Annotated in this window: 12 protein-coding genes; 6 read left to right on the top strand and 6 right to left on the bottom strand. The window is 73.3% G+C overall.

Features of this window, described 5'->3' with window-relative positions; all coding sequences use genetic code 11:
- Nucleotides 1-7 precede the first annotated feature (7 nt).
- The 4 genes from ACIBKY_RS40010 to ACIBKY_RS39995 all read left to right on the top strand — a co-directional run bounded on the left by ACIBKY_RS40010 (nt 8) and on the right by ACIBKY_RS39995 (nt 3699).
- Nucleotides 8-1114 (top strand): hypothetical protein, encoded by a 1107-nt coding sequence (locus ACIBKY_RS40010; RefSeq protein ID WP_397105326.1) that lies wholly within the window; start codon nt 8-10, stop codon nt 1112-1114.
- 337 nt (nt 1115-1451) lie between these two features.
- Nucleotides 1452-2378, top strand: a complete 927-nt coding sequence (locus tag ACIBKY_RS40005; protein WP_397105324.1) for a D-alanyl-D-alanine carboxypeptidase family protein — start codon at nt 1452-1454, stop codon at nt 2376-2378.
- A gap of 104 nt (nt 2379-2482) precedes the next feature.
- Nucleotides 2483-3175, top strand: a complete 693-nt coding sequence (locus tag ACIBKY_RS40000; RefSeq protein ID WP_397105322.1) for an NAD(P)-dependent oxidoreductase — start codon at nt 2483-2485, stop codon at nt 3173-3175.
- Nucleotides 3176-3219: 44 nt separating this feature from the next.
- Complete coding sequence (locus tag ACIBKY_RS39995; RefSeq protein WP_397105320.1) at nt 3220-3699, top strand: GbsR/MarR family transcriptional regulator; 480 nt, start codon at nt 3220-3222, stop codon at nt 3697-3699.
- Between the two features lie 84 nt (nt 3700-3783).
- Here ACIBKY_RS39995 and ACIBKY_RS39990 read toward each other — a convergent pair whose 3' ends face one another.
- Nucleotides 3784-4095, bottom strand: coding sequence for a hypothetical protein (locus ACIBKY_RS39990; RefSeq protein ID WP_397105318.1), 312 nt, complete (start codon nt 4093-4095; stop codon nt 3784-3786).
- A 71-nt stretch (nt 4096-4166) separates the two neighbouring features.
- On the opposite strand from ACIBKY_RS39990, the gene ACIBKY_RS39985 reads away from it, so the two are divergent.
- Nucleotides 4167-5087, top strand: a complete 921-nt coding sequence (locus ACIBKY_RS39985; protein WP_397105316.1) for a helix-turn-helix domain-containing protein — start codon at nt 4167-4169, stop codon at nt 5085-5087.
- Between the two features lie 81 nt (nt 5088-5168).
- Here ACIBKY_RS39985 and lepB read toward each other — a convergent pair whose 3' ends face one another.
- A complete protein-coding gene (gene lepB, locus ACIBKY_RS39980; RefSeq protein ID WP_397105314.1) occupies nt 5169-5663 on the bottom strand; it encodes a signal peptidase I in 495 nt (164 codons plus the stop codon).
- 72 nt (nt 5664-5735) lie between these two features.
- Here lepB and ACIBKY_RS39975 point away from each other — a divergent pair, with 72 nt between their 5' ends.
- A complete protein-coding gene (locus ACIBKY_RS39975; RefSeq protein WP_397105312.1) occupies nt 5736-8804 on the top strand; it encodes a BTAD domain-containing putative transcriptional regulator in 3069 nt (1022 codons plus the stop codon).
- A 6-nt stretch (nt 8805-8810) separates the two neighbouring features.
- Here the strand turns inward: ACIBKY_RS39975 and ACIBKY_RS39970 are convergent, their stop codons facing one another.
- From ACIBKY_RS39970 to ACIBKY_RS39955, 4 genes are all read right to left on the bottom strand, one after another.
- Complete coding sequence (locus ACIBKY_RS39970; protein WP_397105310.1) at nt 8811-11069, bottom strand: DPP IV N-terminal domain-containing protein; 2259 nt, start codon at nt 11067-11069, stop codon at nt 8811-8813.
- Nucleotides 11056-12549: an MFS transporter gene (locus tag ACIBKY_RS39965; protein WP_397105308.1), complete on the bottom strand. Its 1494-nt coding sequence runs from the start codon at nt 12547-12549 to the stop codon at nt 11056-11058. The genes ACIBKY_RS39970 and ACIBKY_RS39965 overlap by 14 nt, the downstream gene beginning before the upstream one ends.
- Nucleotides 12550-12649: 100 nt before the next feature.
- Nucleotides 12650-13513, bottom strand: a complete 864-nt coding sequence (gene mmuM / locus ACIBKY_RS39960; protein ID WP_397105306.1) for a homocysteine S-methyltransferase — start codon at nt 13511-13513, stop codon at nt 12650-12652.
- Nucleotides 13514-13531: 18 nt separating this feature from the next.
- Entirely contained in the window at nt 13532-15772 is a 2241-nt protein-coding gene (locus ACIBKY_RS39955; RefSeq protein ID WP_397105304.1) for a sulfatase-like hydrolase/transferase, read from the bottom strand.
- Between the last annotated feature and the right edge of the window lie 11 nt (nt 15773-15783).

Here is a 15783-nt window from a genome sequence, read left to right as displayed (position 1 = left end):
ACGTCATATGACGGCAACCACTGCAATACCCCGGCCCTCGCGGCCGGGTCTGGGCCGGCGCCTGCTGAGCTGGTTCCGCCGGCTCACCCCCGAGGTCCCGCCGGTGAACGTGATCGGCGGCTTCACCTTCACCACCCCCGCCCGCGACGACGCCTTCTCCTTCACCGTGACCGTGCGGTGCTGCTGGTGCGCCCGCGGCGGACCCGACCGCGGCAAGATGGAGGACTTCGTCGGCGAGCGGCGGCGCCTGGACGAGCAGGCCATCCGGCGGATGGTACGCGCCGCGGTGCGGGAGTTCCCGCCCTACGCGGCCAAGGACGCCGAGGACGCGGCCAACAAGACGCTCACCGACGACGGGCCCGTGCTGCTCGGCACCACCACGCGCGCGGACATGAGCGCGACCTGCACCGCCTGGGTCGAGATCGACGTGGCCGAGCCGGTGCGCGCCTACCAGGAGAAGGAGTGGCGGGCGAGCCTGTCCTGGGCGGCGCACGCCCACGACTCCACGCAGGCCATCGGCACCCTGACCAAGCTGCGCGACGAGTGGCTGGTGTTCCTGGGCGCCGATCCGGGCAAGCTCACGCACGATTGGCGGCTGCCGTTCGCGATCCGGCTGGCAGAGCACGGACGGCAGGTGACCGAGACGGTGGCCAGCATGCACTGGCGGCGCAGGCGCGACGTCACGTTCGCCGCGGGCTTCTACCAGGACGTCATCAAGCAGCTGCGCGGCGCGGGGCACTACGACTTCGCGGTGAGCGTGGAGGACCTGCTGCGCAAGATGGTCAAGGCCTACGACCTGCCGAGGTACGACCTGGTGGGCGAGATGCTGCGGAACGAGCTGCTGCCCTACAACGAGAACGACCCGATGCTCCACGTGTTCGGCATGGGCCAGGACGCGGAGGGTCCCGAGCCCGAGATGTTCGGCACCGCCCCGGGCGAGGACGCGGGGCCGGAGCGGCGGGCCTGGCACGGGGAGCGGGTCCAGGAGCACGTGGCCGTGCCCGATCCGGACGACGACGAGCCCGAGGAGCCCGCCGCCGAGCCGCCACAGGAGCCCGGCGGGCAGGCCAGCGCCCGGATTCCGCAGCCGCGCACGGCCGACGAGGGCGGGTGAGCCACGCCCGTCTCCACGAACGTCGTCCTGGCCGACCGCTCCGGCCCCACGCGGGCGAAGGATCCGGCCGCGTTCGTGCCCAAGGGGGCCGCGGCCCGCGAGTACGGCCGCCTGCTGGACGACTCCCTGGTGAACGGCGCCGGACGGCGCGGCTGATCGCCGGGCGGGCCGTGGAGCTCGGCGGGCTGCGCGAGGCGACCTGGTGGGGCGCCAAGTACCGAGGTTGATCACCGGCGGCCCCCTTGGCTGCCGGTGATGCCGGGCCGATACAAACCTGAGCGCCACCCAACACACGTGTACGGCGGGCCGGATGCGTGCACCACCCACTCTGGGCGGTATGCGACTTTTCCTGCTGTTCCTCCTGCTGGCAGGCGCGGTGTCCGGCTGCGCCGCCGTATCGGCGACCCCCAAGTCCGGCGTGCCGCTGCCCTGGCCGGACGAGGGGCAGGCCGCGGTCGAGGTCGAGGGCATGGGCAGCCTGGGCACCAGCGGTGACGGCGAGCCCGTCCCGATCGCCAGCGTCGCGAAGGTGATGACCGCCTACGTGGTCCTGCGCGGCCACCGCCTGCGCCCCGGTGAGCGGGGCCCGCTGATCGAGGTGGACCGGACCGCCGCCGACGAGTCGCACTCCCGCGAGGAGTCGACCGCCCCGGTCAGGGCGGGCCAGCAGGTACGGCTGCGCCACCTGCTGGAGCTGATGATGGTCCCCTCCGGCAACAACGTGGCCCGCCTCCTGGCCCGCTGGGACGCCGGATCGCAGGAGCGTTTCACCGCGAAGATGAACGCCGCCGCCCGCCGCCTCGGCATGCGCGACACCACGTACACCGGGGCCAGCGGCAACGAGGACAGCACGGTCAGCACCGCCACCGACCAGCTGAAGCTGGCCAGGGCGGCCATGGCCGACCCGGTCTTCCGTGAGGTGGTGGCGATGGCCGGGACGCCCGTCCCCGGCGGCGGGCAGAGACTGCCCAACACCAACACCCTGCTGAACGAGCACGGCGTCATCGGCATCAAGACCGGCTCGGGCACGGCCGCGGGCGGCAATCTGATGTGGGCCTCCCGGGTGCGGGGCCACCTGGTGCTCGGTGTGATCCTCGCCCAGAAGCCCGGCACGACCCCGGCCGCGGCCAAGGCGGCGGCGCTCCTGGCGGGGGCGAAGATGACCGGTGCGGTCGAGCGGTGGCTGCTCAGGCCGGCGGCTCTCGTGCCGGAGCCCGCCGCCACCACGCCTCGACGCGCCCCGGCGTCCAGCCCCGCTCACTGACGAGCGCGGCGAGGCGTACCGGCGCCGCGTCACGATCTCTCCATTTGACTTGACACTATCTATAATGAATATAGTTCAGGTCACCCACCTGGAGAGGCAGGCACATGAAGCTCGTGATCTTCGGCGCCAACGGACCCACGGGCCGGCTCACCACGGCCCAGGCGCTCGGCGATGGGCACGTCGTCACCGCGGTGACCCGCCGTCCGGAGGAGTTCCCGATCACCCATCCGGGCCTCGACGTCGTCCGGGCCGACGCCCTCGACCCCGCGGCCGTCAGCCGCGTGGTGCGGGGGCACGACGCGGTGATCTCCTCGCTCGGCGTGCCGTACAAGTCGCCCGCCGTCACCACGGGCTCGCGGTCGGCGCGGCACATCACCGCGGCCATGGCCGAGCACGGCGTACGCCGCCTGGTCTGCACGACCTCGACCGGCGTGCCGATGAAGCCCCCGCCCGGCGAGACCTTCGTGTACCGGAAGGTGGTCGTGCCCATGCTGCTGCGGATGGGCCGCCCGCTCTATGAGGACGCCGCGCTCATGGAGCGCATCGTCTCCGGCACGGACCTCGACTGGACCATCGTGCGCCCGTCCGGGCTGTTCGACGGCGCGGCGGTCACCCGCTACACCGTCGGCGCCCCCCAGATGATCGGGCGGTTCACCGCGCGCCGCGACCTGGCCGACGCGCTCATCAGGGAGGCGGTGGAGGATCGCAACGTCCGCTCCATCGTGGAGGTCATCACCACCGAAGGCACCCCGAGCGTCTACCGCGTCTTCCTCAAGGAGGCGCTGCGCATCGGCTAATTTTAGAAGCGCCTGAAACAACTGAAACACGATAGGCTGGCGCCATGACCTCTCCGCACGGCCCCGACCGCGAGCGGGCACTCGAGTGGGTCGAGCGCGTGGCCACGTTCGTCTCGGAGGAATGGGGGCTGGCGCCGATCACCGGACGCGTCCTGGGCTGGCTCATGGCCTGCGACCCGCCCGAGCAGACCGCCGGCGAGATCGCCGAGGCCATCGGCGCCAGCCGGGCCTCGCTCACCACGAACATGCAACTGCTCACCTCCATCCGGCTGGTACGCCGCTTCCGCAAGCCGGGCGAACGGACCGTGTACTACCAGATCGAGGACGACGCCTGGTCCAAGGTGCTCCAGCAGAAGCTGGCCGCCTTCTCCGCCTTCGGCGACCTGGCCGAGGAGGGTCTGAAGCTCGGCTGGAAGGACGAGGCGGGCAGCGCGCGCATCCGCTCGGCCCGCGCCTCCATCGCCGCGCTGACCGCCATCCTCAGCCAGGCCACCGCCGCCGAGACCCCGGACCGGAAGGTTTAACACCGCACCCGGCCAGCTCCTCCCCTGCACGACGCGGTAGGCGCGGCGGGCTCCCGCACGAGCCCGCCGCACCCCTGCCCGCCCTCAGCGGCTGCCCTTCCGTTCGACGACCAGGATGCGGGCCTCGGGGACCGGGTGCGCGACGTGCTCGTCGCCGGGCTCGGCGTGGCAGACGCGGCCCGGGGTGAGGCGCTCGACGTGCTCCTCGCCGTCGCGCCGATAGCGCATGTCCACGGCGCCGTCCAGGACCACGAAGACCTCGGGACCGTCGTTGACGTGCCAGACGTACGGCGTGTCCGTCCAGTGCAGGCGCACGGTGGCCCGGTCGATCTCGGTGATGTCCAGCGCGCCCCAGGGGCGGTTGGCGGTGAACGACAGGGCGTCGATGAATCGCATGCTCCGATCCTGTCGCCGCCCGGCACCGGCTGACGAGTGACAGGAATGCCGATATCCGTAAGAATCCTGCCATGCATCGTGTGGTGGCGCTGGCGCTGCCGTCGGTGGTGGCCTTCGACCTGGCCATCCCGGCGGAGGTCTTCGGCGGCGAGGAGTACTCCTTCGCCGTCTGCGCGCAGGTCCCCGGCCCGGTACCGGCCACGACGGGGTTCGAGATCGTCGTCGCGCACGGCCTGGACGCGCTGCGTGAGGCCGGCACCGTCGTGGTCCCCGGTTACGCGCCGCTGGACGAGCCCGCGGAGCCGGTCCTGGAGGCGCTGCGCGAGGCGGCCGCACGCGGCGCGCGCATGGTCTCGGTGTGCACCGGCGCGTTCGCCCTCGCCGCCGCCGGGCTCCTCGACGGGCTCCCCGCCACCACCCACTGGATGGACGCGCCCGCCCTCGCCGCACGCCATCCGGGCGTCGAGGTGGACCCCGCCAAACTGTACGCGGGCGCCGGCAACGTGCTGACCAGCGCCGGATTCGCCGCCGGCATCGACATGTGCCTGCACCTCGTGCGCAGCGACCACGGGGCGGAGGCGGCGGTGCGGGTGGCACGGCGGCTGGTGGTGGCGCCGCACCGCGCGGGCGGGCAGGCCCAGTATCTGGAGCAGCCGATCCCCGCCGCCGGCGACGGGATGGCGGAGGTGTGCGCCTGGGCCCTGGAACGGCTGGCCGACCCGCTCACCGTCGCCGACCTGGCCGCGCGGGCCCATCTCGCGCCGCGTACCTTCGCCCGCCACTTCACCGCCCAGACCGGCGTCAGCCCGCACCGCTGGCTGGCCGCCCAGCGCGTACAGCGGGCCCGTCGCCTCCTGGAGCGCACGGACCTGCCCGTGGACGAGGTCGCACGCCGCTGCGGCCTCGGCACCGCCGCCAACCTCCGCCTCCACCTGTCCCGCGACGCCGCCACGACCCCGACCGCCTACCGCCGCACGTTCCGCGGCCCCTGACCACTCACGTCGTCAGTCCCGGGACCCCAGACCCCTGACCGCTCACGTCGTCGGTTCGGCGGCCCCTGACCGCTGCCGTCGTCAGGGGAGCTCGACGACGCCGATCACGTCGCTCAGCGCGATGCCGCCCCGGCCCGGCTGGTCCTGCTTGGCACGCGAGTCCACGGCGGCGGCCCGGTTGTCGGCCAGGACCCACACGCGGCCCTCGGGCACCACGAGGTCGAAGGAGACGAGGGAGGCGGGCCGCCCCCTGAGATACGGCTCGTCCAAGGGTTGGCCGTCGATCATCACCCGCCCGGACGGGTCGCAGCACAGCACCTTGCTGCCCGGCGTCCCGATCACCCGGCGCACGTAGACGTCGGCCGTGCCGTCCGGGCCCCAGCCGGGCGCCTTGAACGCGATGACCTCCCCCACTTTGGGCACCTGGCCCTTCTCCAGCGGCCGTACCCCGGCCGAGGTGCCCTTCGCGAGCGTCGGCGCCATGGCCTCGCTGCCAATGTTCACCTCGGAACCGCCCCCGCCGCAGCCCGTCAGCACCCCGCCGAGCAGGACCGTCGTCACCAGGAGAACCCTCATCGTGCCTCACCGACCCTAGGAATCGAAGGGCACCAACCTAATCGCACTCACGCGTTCTGAGAGGGTGGTGGGGTGCGGATCGAGCTACTGGGACGGGTGCGGGCGGTCGGCGACGACGGGTCGCCGCTGGAGATACGCGGCGCCAGGCTGCGCGTCCTGCTGGCCAGGCTCGCCCTCGACCCGGGCCGGGTCGTCCCGGCGGACGCGCTGGTCGACGACCTCTGGGCCGCCGGTCTGCCGGCGGACGCCGCCAACGCCCTGCAGGCTCTGGTGTCGCGGCTGCGCAAGGCGCTGGGCGGCCCCGAGACGGTCGAGTCGGTCGCCGGCGGCTATCGGCTCGCGGCGCGGGCCGAGGACGTGGACGCGCACCGCTTCGAGGACCTGCTGGCCCGCGGCAGGAAGGAACTGGCCGCCGACCGGCCGCAGGCCGCCTCGACCCTGCTCACCGAGGCGCTCGGGCTGTGGCACGGAGCGGCGCTGGAGGATCTGGACGGCGCCGCGTTCGCCGGGGCGTCCGCCGCCCGGCTGGAGGAGCTGCGGGCGGCGGCGGCCGAGGAGCGGTTCGAGGCGGAGCTGAGGCTGGGCCGGCACGCGGAGGTCCTGGCCGACCTGGAGGCGGCCGGTGCCCGCCATCAGCTGCGCGAGCGGCTGGCCGTCCTGCGGATGCGGGCGCTGACCTCGGCGGGCCGGCAGGCCGAGGCGCTGGCGGTCTACGAGAACGTCAGGGCCGCGCTGGCCGACCAGCTGGGCGTCGATCCCGGCCAGGAGCTGCGTGAGGCGCATCTGGCCGTGCTGCGCGGCTCCTACGACCGGCCGGCCGCCCGCGCGGAACCCCGGTTGCCCGCCCGCCTGACCAGCTTCGTCGGCCGTGACGAGGAACTGCGCACGGTGCTCACGCTCATGGAGGGCTCCCGGCTGGTCACCGTCGTGGGGCCCGGCGGCGCGGGCAAGACCCGGCTCGCGGTGGAGGCGGTGGTCCGGCACCGGGCCTACCGCGACGGCCGGCTGTGGTTCGTGCCGCTGGCGGGGGTGGAGACGGCCGACCGGCTGGCCGACGCGGTGCTCGGGGCGCTCAGGTCGGCCGACCTCCGGCCGCCGGAGGGGCGCCCGCTGCCGGCCGATCCGGCCGGGCAGGTGGCCGAACTGCTCGCGGGCGGGGAGGCGGTGCTGGTGCTCGACAACTGCGAGCGGCTGGTCGATGGCGTCGCCGAACTGGTCTACGCGTTGCTGGGGCGGCTGCCGTACCTCATCGTGCTGGCCGTGAGCAGGGAGCCGCTGGCGATCACGGGCGAGGCGCTGTGCCCGCTCGGCCCGCTCGGGCGGGAGGCGGCGGCGCGGCTGTTCACCGACCGGGCGCTCAGCGTGCGGCCGGGCCTCGCGCCGGACCCGGAAGCGGTCGCGGACATCTGCCGACGGCTGGACGGGCTGCCGCTCGCGCTGGAACTGGCGGCGGCCCGGCTGCGCTCGATGAGCGTCGAGCAGGTCGCGCGCCGGCTGGACGACCGGTTCCGGCTGCTCACCTCGGGTGACCGGGTCGCGCTGCCGCACCAGCGGACGCTGCACGCGGTGGTCCAGTGGAGCTGGGACCTGCTGAGCGAGCCGGAGCGGGCGCTGGCCAGGCGCTTCTCGGTGTTCCAGGGCGGCGTGGACGAGGGGGCCGTCTCGGCGGTCTGCGCCGAGCAGGACGGCCCTTACGTCCTGGACGCCCTGGTCGAGAAGTCGATCGTGGAGGCGGCCGGCGGCCGGTACCGGATGCTGGAGACGGTCAGGGCCTTCGCCGCCGACGAACTGGCGCGCAGCGGCGAGCAGGAGGCGGTACGCGACCGGCTGATCGGCCACTTCACCCGGCTGGCGGAGGCGCAGGAGCCGCTCCTGCACACGCGCGACCAGCTCGGCGCGTTCGCGGTCTTCGACGCCGAGTACGACAACGTGGTGGTGGCGCTGCGCTCGGCGGTCGCGGCCGGGGACGCCGGCGCCGCGGCCCGGCTGACCGTTTCCCTGTTCTGGTACTGGAACGTCCGCTACGACGCCAGGGCCGAGAGCTTCATGGCCGAGGTGCTCCAGCTCGGCGAGGCGGTCCCGGAAGGACCGCGGGCGGCCATCACCGCGATGCACGAGCTGGCCAACGACCGCTCGTGGTTCCCCAGCGCCGAGCGGATCCGCACGCTGATCGGCGACTGCGTGCGCACCGGCGCCATCGAGGACTACTGGGTGCTCGTGCCGGTCATCCTCGGCACCGCGTTCACCCAGGGCCTGGCCGACCTGGCGGAGCGGGAGCTGCGGCGCGCGCTGGAGCACCGCGAGCCCTGGGTGCGGGCATGCGCGCACTGGGTCGAGGCCTTCGTCCTGGTCGAGCAGGGCGATTGGCGGGCCGGCACCAGGGCGCGGGCCAAGGCCCTGCGCGGGTTCGAGGAGCTGGGCGAACGCTACGGCCTGGCCTGGACCCTGCTCGCCGCCGCCCAGGCCGCCTCCGTCGACGGCGACCACGGCACGGCCCTTGAGCACCACCGGCGCGGCGTCACCGTGGCCACCGAGCTCGGCGCGGGCGAGGAGATCTGGCACCGCACCTGGCTGGCCGCCGAGTTCGTGCGCGCCGGCGACGCCGCCTCCGCCTGGCGCGAGATCGAGGCGGTACGGCGGCGCGCCGAAGGCGGCGTGAGACGGCACTCCGAGCTGGAGCTGCACCGCCGCGTCGCCGACCTGCACCGCCGGGCCGGCGAGCTGGACCAGGCGGAACGCGCCCTCGACGACATGGAGGCGCTCGCCCGCGAACTGTCGGTCGAGGAGGAGGCCATCGCGGACCTGGTGGCACCGGACCGGATGGCCATCCAGCTGGCGGCCGGGCAGGCCGAGCGGGCCCGCGCGTTGCTGCCCGCGGCGGTCAGCGGCACCGCCGCGCAGGGCGCCGCCGCGAGCGCCGCGGAGCTGCTGGCCCGGCTGCTCCTGCTGGAGGGCGATCCGGCGGGCGCGGCCACCGCGCTGGGCCTGAGCGCGGCGGTCCGCGGGGCCTTCGACCGCGGCGAGCCCGAACTGGCCGCCCTGGCCGGGGAACTGCGGGAACGCCTTGGCGCCCCGGAGTACGACCGCGCGTACCGCCTGGGTGCCGGGCTGCCGAGGCGGGAGGCGCTGTCGCGGCTGTGAGCGCCGTCAGAACCAGGCGGCCAGCAGCTCCGCGTCGAACACCATCGGCGCGATCCGGTGTTCCGGCGGCTCGGCGCCCATCACGTGCCGCACCAGGAAGTCCCACCTGCGGCGGGTGACGTGGTGCTCGTAGCCGAAGAACAGGTGCTCGGCCCCGGGCACGATCAGCATCTCGACGTCCTTGTCCAGCATGATCAGCCGTTCGGCCAGCCGCATCGTCTGGTCGGGCAGCACGTTGGGGTCCATGGCGCCGTGGATCAGCAGCAGCTTGCCCCGCAGCCGCCCGGCGTGGTCGACGGTGGAGACTCCGGCGTAGTCGGCCTCGCCCATCATGCCGTGGTAGAGCTCGCCGTACGCGGCGTGGGTGTGGCGCAGGTCCTGGTTGCCGCAGCTGGAGACGCCGGCCTTGTACAGCTCGGGGTACTCCAGCATGGCGCGCACGGCCTGGTGTCCGCCGGCCGAGGCTCCGGCGACGCCCACGCGGTCCATGTCCATCCACGGCCTGGTCTCCGCCAGTTGCCGGAGCGCGGCGACGTGGTCGGCGGGGTCGCCCAGGTTGCCGAGCGAGGCGTCGGAGAACGCCTTGTCCCTGCCCGGTGAGCCGCGCCCGTCGAGCGCGACCACGACGAACCCGAGCGCGGCCATGCCCTCGGCCTCGTAGCCGTAGTAGCCCTGGTCGAACGTCGGCTGGACGCGGTTGGTCTGCGGTCCCGGGTACGGGTGGTCGATGACCGGGTAGCGCAGCTCGGGGTCGAAGCCGTGGGGCAGGTGGAGCAGGCCGTACAGGTCGGTACGGCCGTCGGCGGCCTTGACGCGGAACGGCTCCGGCGGGGTCCAGCCCGTCGCGCGCAGGGCCGCGACGCCGGCGCGTTCCAGTTCGGCCAGGATGTGGCCGTCCCAGTGGCGCACGGTCGTCACCGGCGGCGTGCCGGTGGTGGAGGCCGAGTCGACGAAGCAGGATGTGTCCGGCGCGACGACGACCTCGTGGTCCAGGTCGTCGGCGGTGAGCCGGGCGAACCCGTTGCCGTCCAGCCCGATCCTGCAGACCGTGCGGCGGTACGGGTGGCCGGCGACCAGGCCGGAGGCGGTGAAGTAGACGACCCGCCGGGACTCGTCCACGTGCAGGATCTGGCGTACCGCCCATGCGCCCGAGGTGACCTGGCCCTTGAGCGTGCCGTCCGTGCCGTACAGGTAGAGGTGCCCCCAGCCGTCGCGCTGCGAGTACCACAGCACCTCACCTCCGCCGGAGATCACCTCGACCATGGGCGCCTGGCCTTCCGCCCACTGGTTCGGCTCGACGCGGGTCCGGCCGGTCTCGGTCAGCAGCGTGTCCACCCGGCCGGTGACCGGGTCGAGGTGGCGCAGCGAGAGGCCGCGGCCGTCGCGGGTCTGGTGCAGGTAGTACACGGCGCGGCTGTCGGGCGACCACCACACCCAGCGCGTCATGATCGGCGAGACCACCGACATCGGCAGCGGTTCGGCCTGGGCGCGCACGACGGCGCCGGTCGTGATGTCGAGGACGACGAGCTCGGCCAGCGGGATCCGCTCGTCGCCCGGGTAGGCGTAGCGCTGGGTGTGCAGGATCGGGGGCCCCTGGTCGGCGGGCAGCGCCTCGACGAAGGCGTTGCGGCGCACGCCGCGCTGGTCGGTGCGGTGGGTGACCACCCGGGTGCCGTCCGGGGACCAGGCGGCGGCGGGCGGCATGGTGGGGAATCCGAGCCGGCGCACCAGCACGGAGTTCTGCCACCAGTCGGGGCCGGTGCCGTACTCGCGGTCCGGCTCGCCGTCGGAGGTCAGCGCCCGCTCCCGGCCGCCGTCAAGCTCGCGCAGCCACAGGTTGTGGTCGCGGCTGAAGAGCGCGCGCGCCCCGCCGGGCGCGGCGAGCTCGACGAAGGCCGCCGCCGGCCGCGGCTCGGCGCGCTCCACCGCGTGGCTGTCCAAGGGACAGCGCCAGTACTGACCGAACGCGGCGAACTCGACCGCTCCCCCGTCCGTCTCGATGGCGGTGAACGGCAGCGCCGCCGCGTCCACCTCCTGCCCCGAGGCCTTGGCGAGCGCGTCGGCCAGGCGCGAGTGGTCGAAGGCCGGCTCGCGGGTGCCCGCGGCCGGGTCCACGAGCACGAACCGGCCGTCGGCCCGGTACCAGAAGCGCGGCCCGCCGCCGATCCACATGGGCCGCACCTTCGCACCGGTGAGGAGCTTGTTCCGGTGATGCGGCAGCAGCTTCTCGGCGTTCCGGTAGGCGGTGACGTCAAGGTGTCGCATAGTCCTCTTCCTTTCTCGCCTCGGCGGGAGCGGCGGGACGGCGGAGCCCGACGAGGGCGAAGACGGTCCCGGCCACCGACAGCACGGCGGCCACGACGCTCACGAGGGACATGGACGACAGGAACGCCTCACGCGCGGCCTGCGCCAGCCCGTCGGATCCGGTCGCGGCGGCCACGGCCAGGGCGTCGGTCAGCGAGACCCTGGCCGCCTCCGGTGCGGACTCCGGCAGTGCGGAGGTGTATCCGAGCGAGAGCACGCTGCCGAGCACGGCCACCCCCATGGCCGTGCCGCCCTGCTGGATGGTGTCGTTGACCGCCGAGCCCACCCCCGCGTGCTCGCGCGGGATGGCGCCCATGAGCGTGGCGTAGATGGACGGGCTGGCGATGCCGGTGCCGATGCCCATCAGCGTCAGCGACACGGCCAGCAGCGGGTACCCGTCGCCGGGGCCGATGGAGGCCAGGACGGCCTGCGCGGCGGCGACGACCAGCATGCCGGCCACGATCAGCGTCTTGTTGCTGAGCCGCTTGCCCAGCGTGGCGCCCACGATGTTGAAGATGAGCACCGCGATGGCCATCGGCACGAACGCCAGCGCCGCCGTCATGGCCCCGTAGCCGAGGACGAGCTGGAGGAACTGGGTCAGGGCCAGCTGCATCGCGGCCGTGGAGAACACCAGCAGCACCACCGACAGGGCGGCCACGGTGAAATCGCGGTTGCGGAAGATGCCCAGCGGCAGCATCGGATGCTCCGTGCGCGCCTCCCACCACGCGAACCCGACCAGCATGATCACGGCGGCCGCCAGCGCCACGATCACCGGCGCCGACCAGCCCTCGTGCGGCAGCGAGATGATCGCCCAGACCAGCGCCGCCATTCCCAGGACCGACAGCAGCACGCCCGGCGGGTCCGCGCGTCGTGCCGGCCCCCGAGACTCCGGCACGACGGCGAGGACGCCGATGAGGGCGGCCACCACGAGCGGCACGTTGACCAGGAAGACCGCGCCCCACCAGTAGTGCTGGAGCAGCAGCCCGCCGAGCGTGGGACCGGCCACGAGGCCGACGATGCTGACCATGCCCCACACCGACATCGCCTTGCGCCGCTCCGACTCCTCGAAGACGACGATGACGATGGACATGGTGCTGGGCATCGCCAGCGCCCCGCCGAGGCCCATGACCGCCCGGCAGGCGATCAGCTGCCAGGGCTCGCTCGCGAACGTGGCGAGCAGGGACGCGGCGCCGAGGACGACCAGCCCGAGGATCAGCATCCTGCGGCGGCCGAAGCGGTCGGACAGGCTGCCCGCGGTGATCAGCATCCCGGCGAAGACCAGGATGTAGGCGTCCAGGATCCACTGGACGTCGGCGGGGCCGGCTCCCAGCTCACGCATGAACGAGGGGATCGCCAGCGTGAGGATCATGTTGTCGACGGTCAGGACCAGCAGCGCCGTACACAGAACGCCGAGGATCCACCATCGGCGTGGATGAGACATCGGGAACTCCCCCGGATCGTTGGGATCGATTGCGTCCCCAACGATGCGGCGGAGAGCTGACGCGGACCTGACGACCCGGAGCCGTCCCTGTCAGGTCACGTCAGCCGACGCCGGCGGCCACGTGCCTGATGTGCTCGGGGGTGGTACGGCAGCAGCCCCCGATGAGGGAGGCGCCCAGCTCCTGCCATTCCTTGGCCGCCTGGCCGAACTCCACCGGGTCGGCCAGGCCCAGCCAGCGGCGGTTCTCGGCGTCCCAGGTCTCGCCCGAGTTCGGGTAGACGACGACCGGCAGTTCGGTCAGCCGGGAGATCAGGCCGGGGATGTGGCGGGGCGCGGTGCAGTTGACGCCGACCGCCACCACCTGCGGGTTGCCGGAGAACAGCGCGGCCGCCTCGGTGATCGGGGTGCCGTCGTTGAGGTGCGCCTCGTCCCGGCAGGAGAAGCTCACCCAGACCTTGACCTGCGGCGTCTCCTCCAGCAGGCGGGCGATCGCGCGCGCCTCCTGGTAGGAGGGGATGGTCTCGACGGCCATCATGTCGGGCTCGGCGGCCGCCAGGATCTCCCAGCGCGGCTCGTGCCAGGCGCGCAGGCCGTCCTCGTCGAGGTCGTAGTCGCCGGTGTACTCGGCGCCGTTGGCCAGATAGGCGCCGTAGGGGCCCACGGAGGCGGCGACCAGGCCGCCACCGGCCTCGTCGCGGGCCTGCGCGGCCAGCTCCACCGACAGCGTGATCAGCCGCGCGGCCTCGGAACCGTCCAGGCCGCGGGCCATGAAGCCGTGCACCGAAGCCTGGTAGCTGGCCGTGGTGGCGACGTCGGCGCCGGCCGCGAAATAGGCGGCGTGCACGGCGCGGATCAGGTCGGGGTTCTCCAGGAGCAGCCGTGCCGACCAGAGCTCGTCGCGCAGGTCGGCGCCGAGCGCTTCGAGGTGGGTGGCCAGGCCACCGTCCAGGACGAGGGTTTTCACCTCAACAGCCTATTCGCCCTATTCAAAGCGTAAGCCGATCTCCCTGACCAGATCCACGAAGTTCGCCCCCGCGTCCGGCGCGAAGTCACCCGGTGTGTAACACACCTCACGCAACCGCCCGCTGAACGGGAAGGGCCCATGGCGTTCGAACACCTCCCACGATACCGGCGAACGCCGGTCGGCCCCCACGTCGATGCCCTCCATCGGGCAGAACGCCGCCAGCATCGGCAGTCCGGGCAGCTTCCCGCGCTCGCGGCCGTCCACCCGGACCGCCGCCTCCCACACCCAGTTGCCCGGCGCGCGCACCTCCACCTCGATCCGCTCCCCCGGCGGCCCGGCCCGCAGCTCGCGTAACTCTCCGTAACCGTTGTGGAGGAAGACGACCTCGCCGTCCTCCACGTACAGCAGGTAGCCGCCGCCCTGGCCGCCGTGCGCCACCAGCACGCCCTGTCCCTGCTCCGCGACGGTCACGGTGATCGTGAACGAACGCCACTGGATCAGCTGCAGCGCCCGCCAGCGCTCCAGCGTGGGGACGGGTGGCGTCAGCCGTACCGGGGAGGGGTCCTGCTGCCACGGCGGGCGCAGCAGGTAGCGCAGGCGCGAGCCCTCGTCGAGCGGGTAGACCTGGCCGTCGCGGGCGGCGCGCTCCCACGCCGCGGCGAGTTCGCGCACGATCCCGGGGTGGCGGGCGGCGAGGTCGCGCGTCTGCGTGCGGTCCGAGGGGCGGTGGTAGAGCTCCCACTCGTGCTCGCCGAACGGCGTCAGCGGCGCGTGCCTGGTCACGATCTCCCACTCACCGCGCACATGTCCGCGGTGTCCCTGCAGCTCCGTGTGCTGCTCCACATGATCGTGTACGGCCCGCGGATCGCGCAGCACCTTCACCAGCGAGGCACCCGAGCGCGGCAGCCCCTCCGCCGCCTCCACCCCGGTCAGCTCGATCAGCGTCGGCAGCACGTCGGTGACGTAGGCCCACTGGTGGCGCAGCCCGCCGCACCCGGGCAGCCCGTCCGGCCACGAGACGAGCAGGGGCACGGCGTGGCCGCCCGCGTGGGCGTTGCGCTTGTACAGGCGGAAGGGGGTGTTGGAGGCCATGGCCCAGCCGCGCGGGTAGTGCGACAGCGTGCGGGGGCCGCCGATGAGGTCGATCCTGGCCAGGTCGGCGGCCGGGTCCTCGCGGTCGTGGCGGCTGTTGGCCGACAGCAGCGTGCGCAGGTACTGGGTGGTCCCGTGCCGCTCGCCCTCGCGGGAGGCGCCGTTGTCGGAGGTGAACACGAAGATGGTGTTGTCGAGCTTGCCCAGCTCGCGCAGGGTCTGACGCAGGGCGCCGACGCTGCGGTCGATCCCGGCGATCATGGCGGCGTAGACCTCCATGTAGCGCTGGAACAGGCGGCGGGTGTCCTCGTCCAGGGAGTCCCAGGCCGGAACGTCGTCGCCGTCCTCGGCGTTGCGCTCCGGCAGGACGATGCCCTCGGGGTGGAGCCCCAGCTCCTGCTGACGTTCGAAGCGCCGCTGCCGGATGGCGTCCCATCCCGCGGCGTAGTGACCGGCGAACCGCGTGATGTCGGCCGCGGGGGCCTGCAGCGGCGCGTGGGCGGCGCCGTGGGCCAGGTAGAGGAAGAACGGCTGGTCGCCCGCCTGCCTGACCATCGCGACGGCCTCGCGGGTGAGGTCGTCGGTGAGGTGGTAGCCGTCCGGGTAGCGGTCGACCTCGACGGCCGAGTTGTCGCGGATGAGGCGGTGCGGGTGGTGGAAGTTGGTGAACGCCTCCAGGAAGCCGTAGAAGCGGTCGAAGCCCCGCTGAAGGGGCCAGGCGTGGCGGGGACCGGCATCCGACATGTCGGAGTCCTTGGTCAGGTGCCACTTGCCGACGGCCAGCGTGAGCCAGCCCGCCTGCCTGAAGACCTCCGCCATGGTGACCGCCTCACGGGCCGGCTCCCCCGCGTACCCGGGGAACCCGGGATCGGAGTTGGCCACATGCCCGACGCCCGCGCGGTGCGGGTCGACACCGGTCAGCAGGGCCGCCCTGGTCGGGGAGCACATGGGGGTGACGTGGAAGTCGGTCCACTGGGTGCCGTGGGCGGCCAGCTCGTCGAGGTGGGGGGTGGGGATCTCCGACCCGTAGCAGCCCAGGTCGGCGAAGCCCACGTCGTCCACCAGGACCAGCACGATGTTGGGTGCTCCGGGCCCCGGCGACGGCCGCGGCGGCCACCAGGACTCGGAACCGGCGAACGTCCGCCCTACACGTCCCTGGAACTCCATGGTTCGGGTTA

Source organism: Nonomuraea sp. NPDC050394, assembly GCF_044459065.1.
Classification (GTDB): Bacteria; Actinomycetota; Actinomycetes; order Streptosporangiales; family Streptosporangiaceae; genus Nonomuraea.
The sequence above is the reverse complement of the archived record's forward strand: the minus strand, read 5'-3'. Positions and strand labels throughout refer to the sequence as shown.

Coding starts and splice junctions, on each gene's coding strand:
- ACIBKY_RS39955 (WP_397105304.1), bottom strand. CDS start 15,772: ATGGAGTTCCAGGGACGTGTAGGGCGGACGTTCGCCGGTTCCGAGTCC.
- ACIBKY_RS39990 (WP_397105318.1), bottom strand. CDS start 4,095: ATGCGATTCATCGACGCCCTGTCGTTCACCGCCAACCGCCCCTGGGGC.
- ACIBKY_RS39965 (WP_397105308.1), bottom strand. CDS start 12,549: ATGTCTCATCCACGCCGATGGTGGATCCTCGGCGTTCTGTGTACGGCG.
- ACIBKY_RS39985 (WP_397105316.1), top strand. CDS start 4,167: ATGCATCGTGTGGTGGCGCTGGCGCTGCCGTCGGTGGTGGCCTTCGAC.
- ACIBKY_RS40010 (WP_397105326.1), top strand. CDS start 8: ATGACGGCAACCACTGCAATACCCCGGCCCTCGCGGCCGGGTCTGGGC.
- ACIBKY_RS39995 (WP_397105320.1), top strand. CDS start 3,220: ATGACCTCTCCGCACGGCCCCGACCGCGAGCGGGCACTCGAGTGGGTC.
- lepB (WP_397105314.1), bottom strand. CDS start 5,663: ATGAGGGTTCTCCTGGTGACGACGGTCCTGCTCGGCGGGGTGCTGACG.
- ACIBKY_RS40000 (WP_397105322.1), top strand. CDS start 2,483: ATGAAGCTCGTGATCTTCGGCGCCAACGGACCCACGGGCCGGCTCACC.
- ACIBKY_RS40005 (WP_397105324.1), top strand. CDS start 1,452: ATGCGACTTTTCCTGCTGTTCCTCCTGCTGGCAGGCGCGGTGTCCGGC.
- ACIBKY_RS39970 (WP_397105310.1), bottom strand. CDS start 11,069: ATGCGACACCTTGACGTCACCGCCTACCGGAACGCCGAGAAGCTGCTG.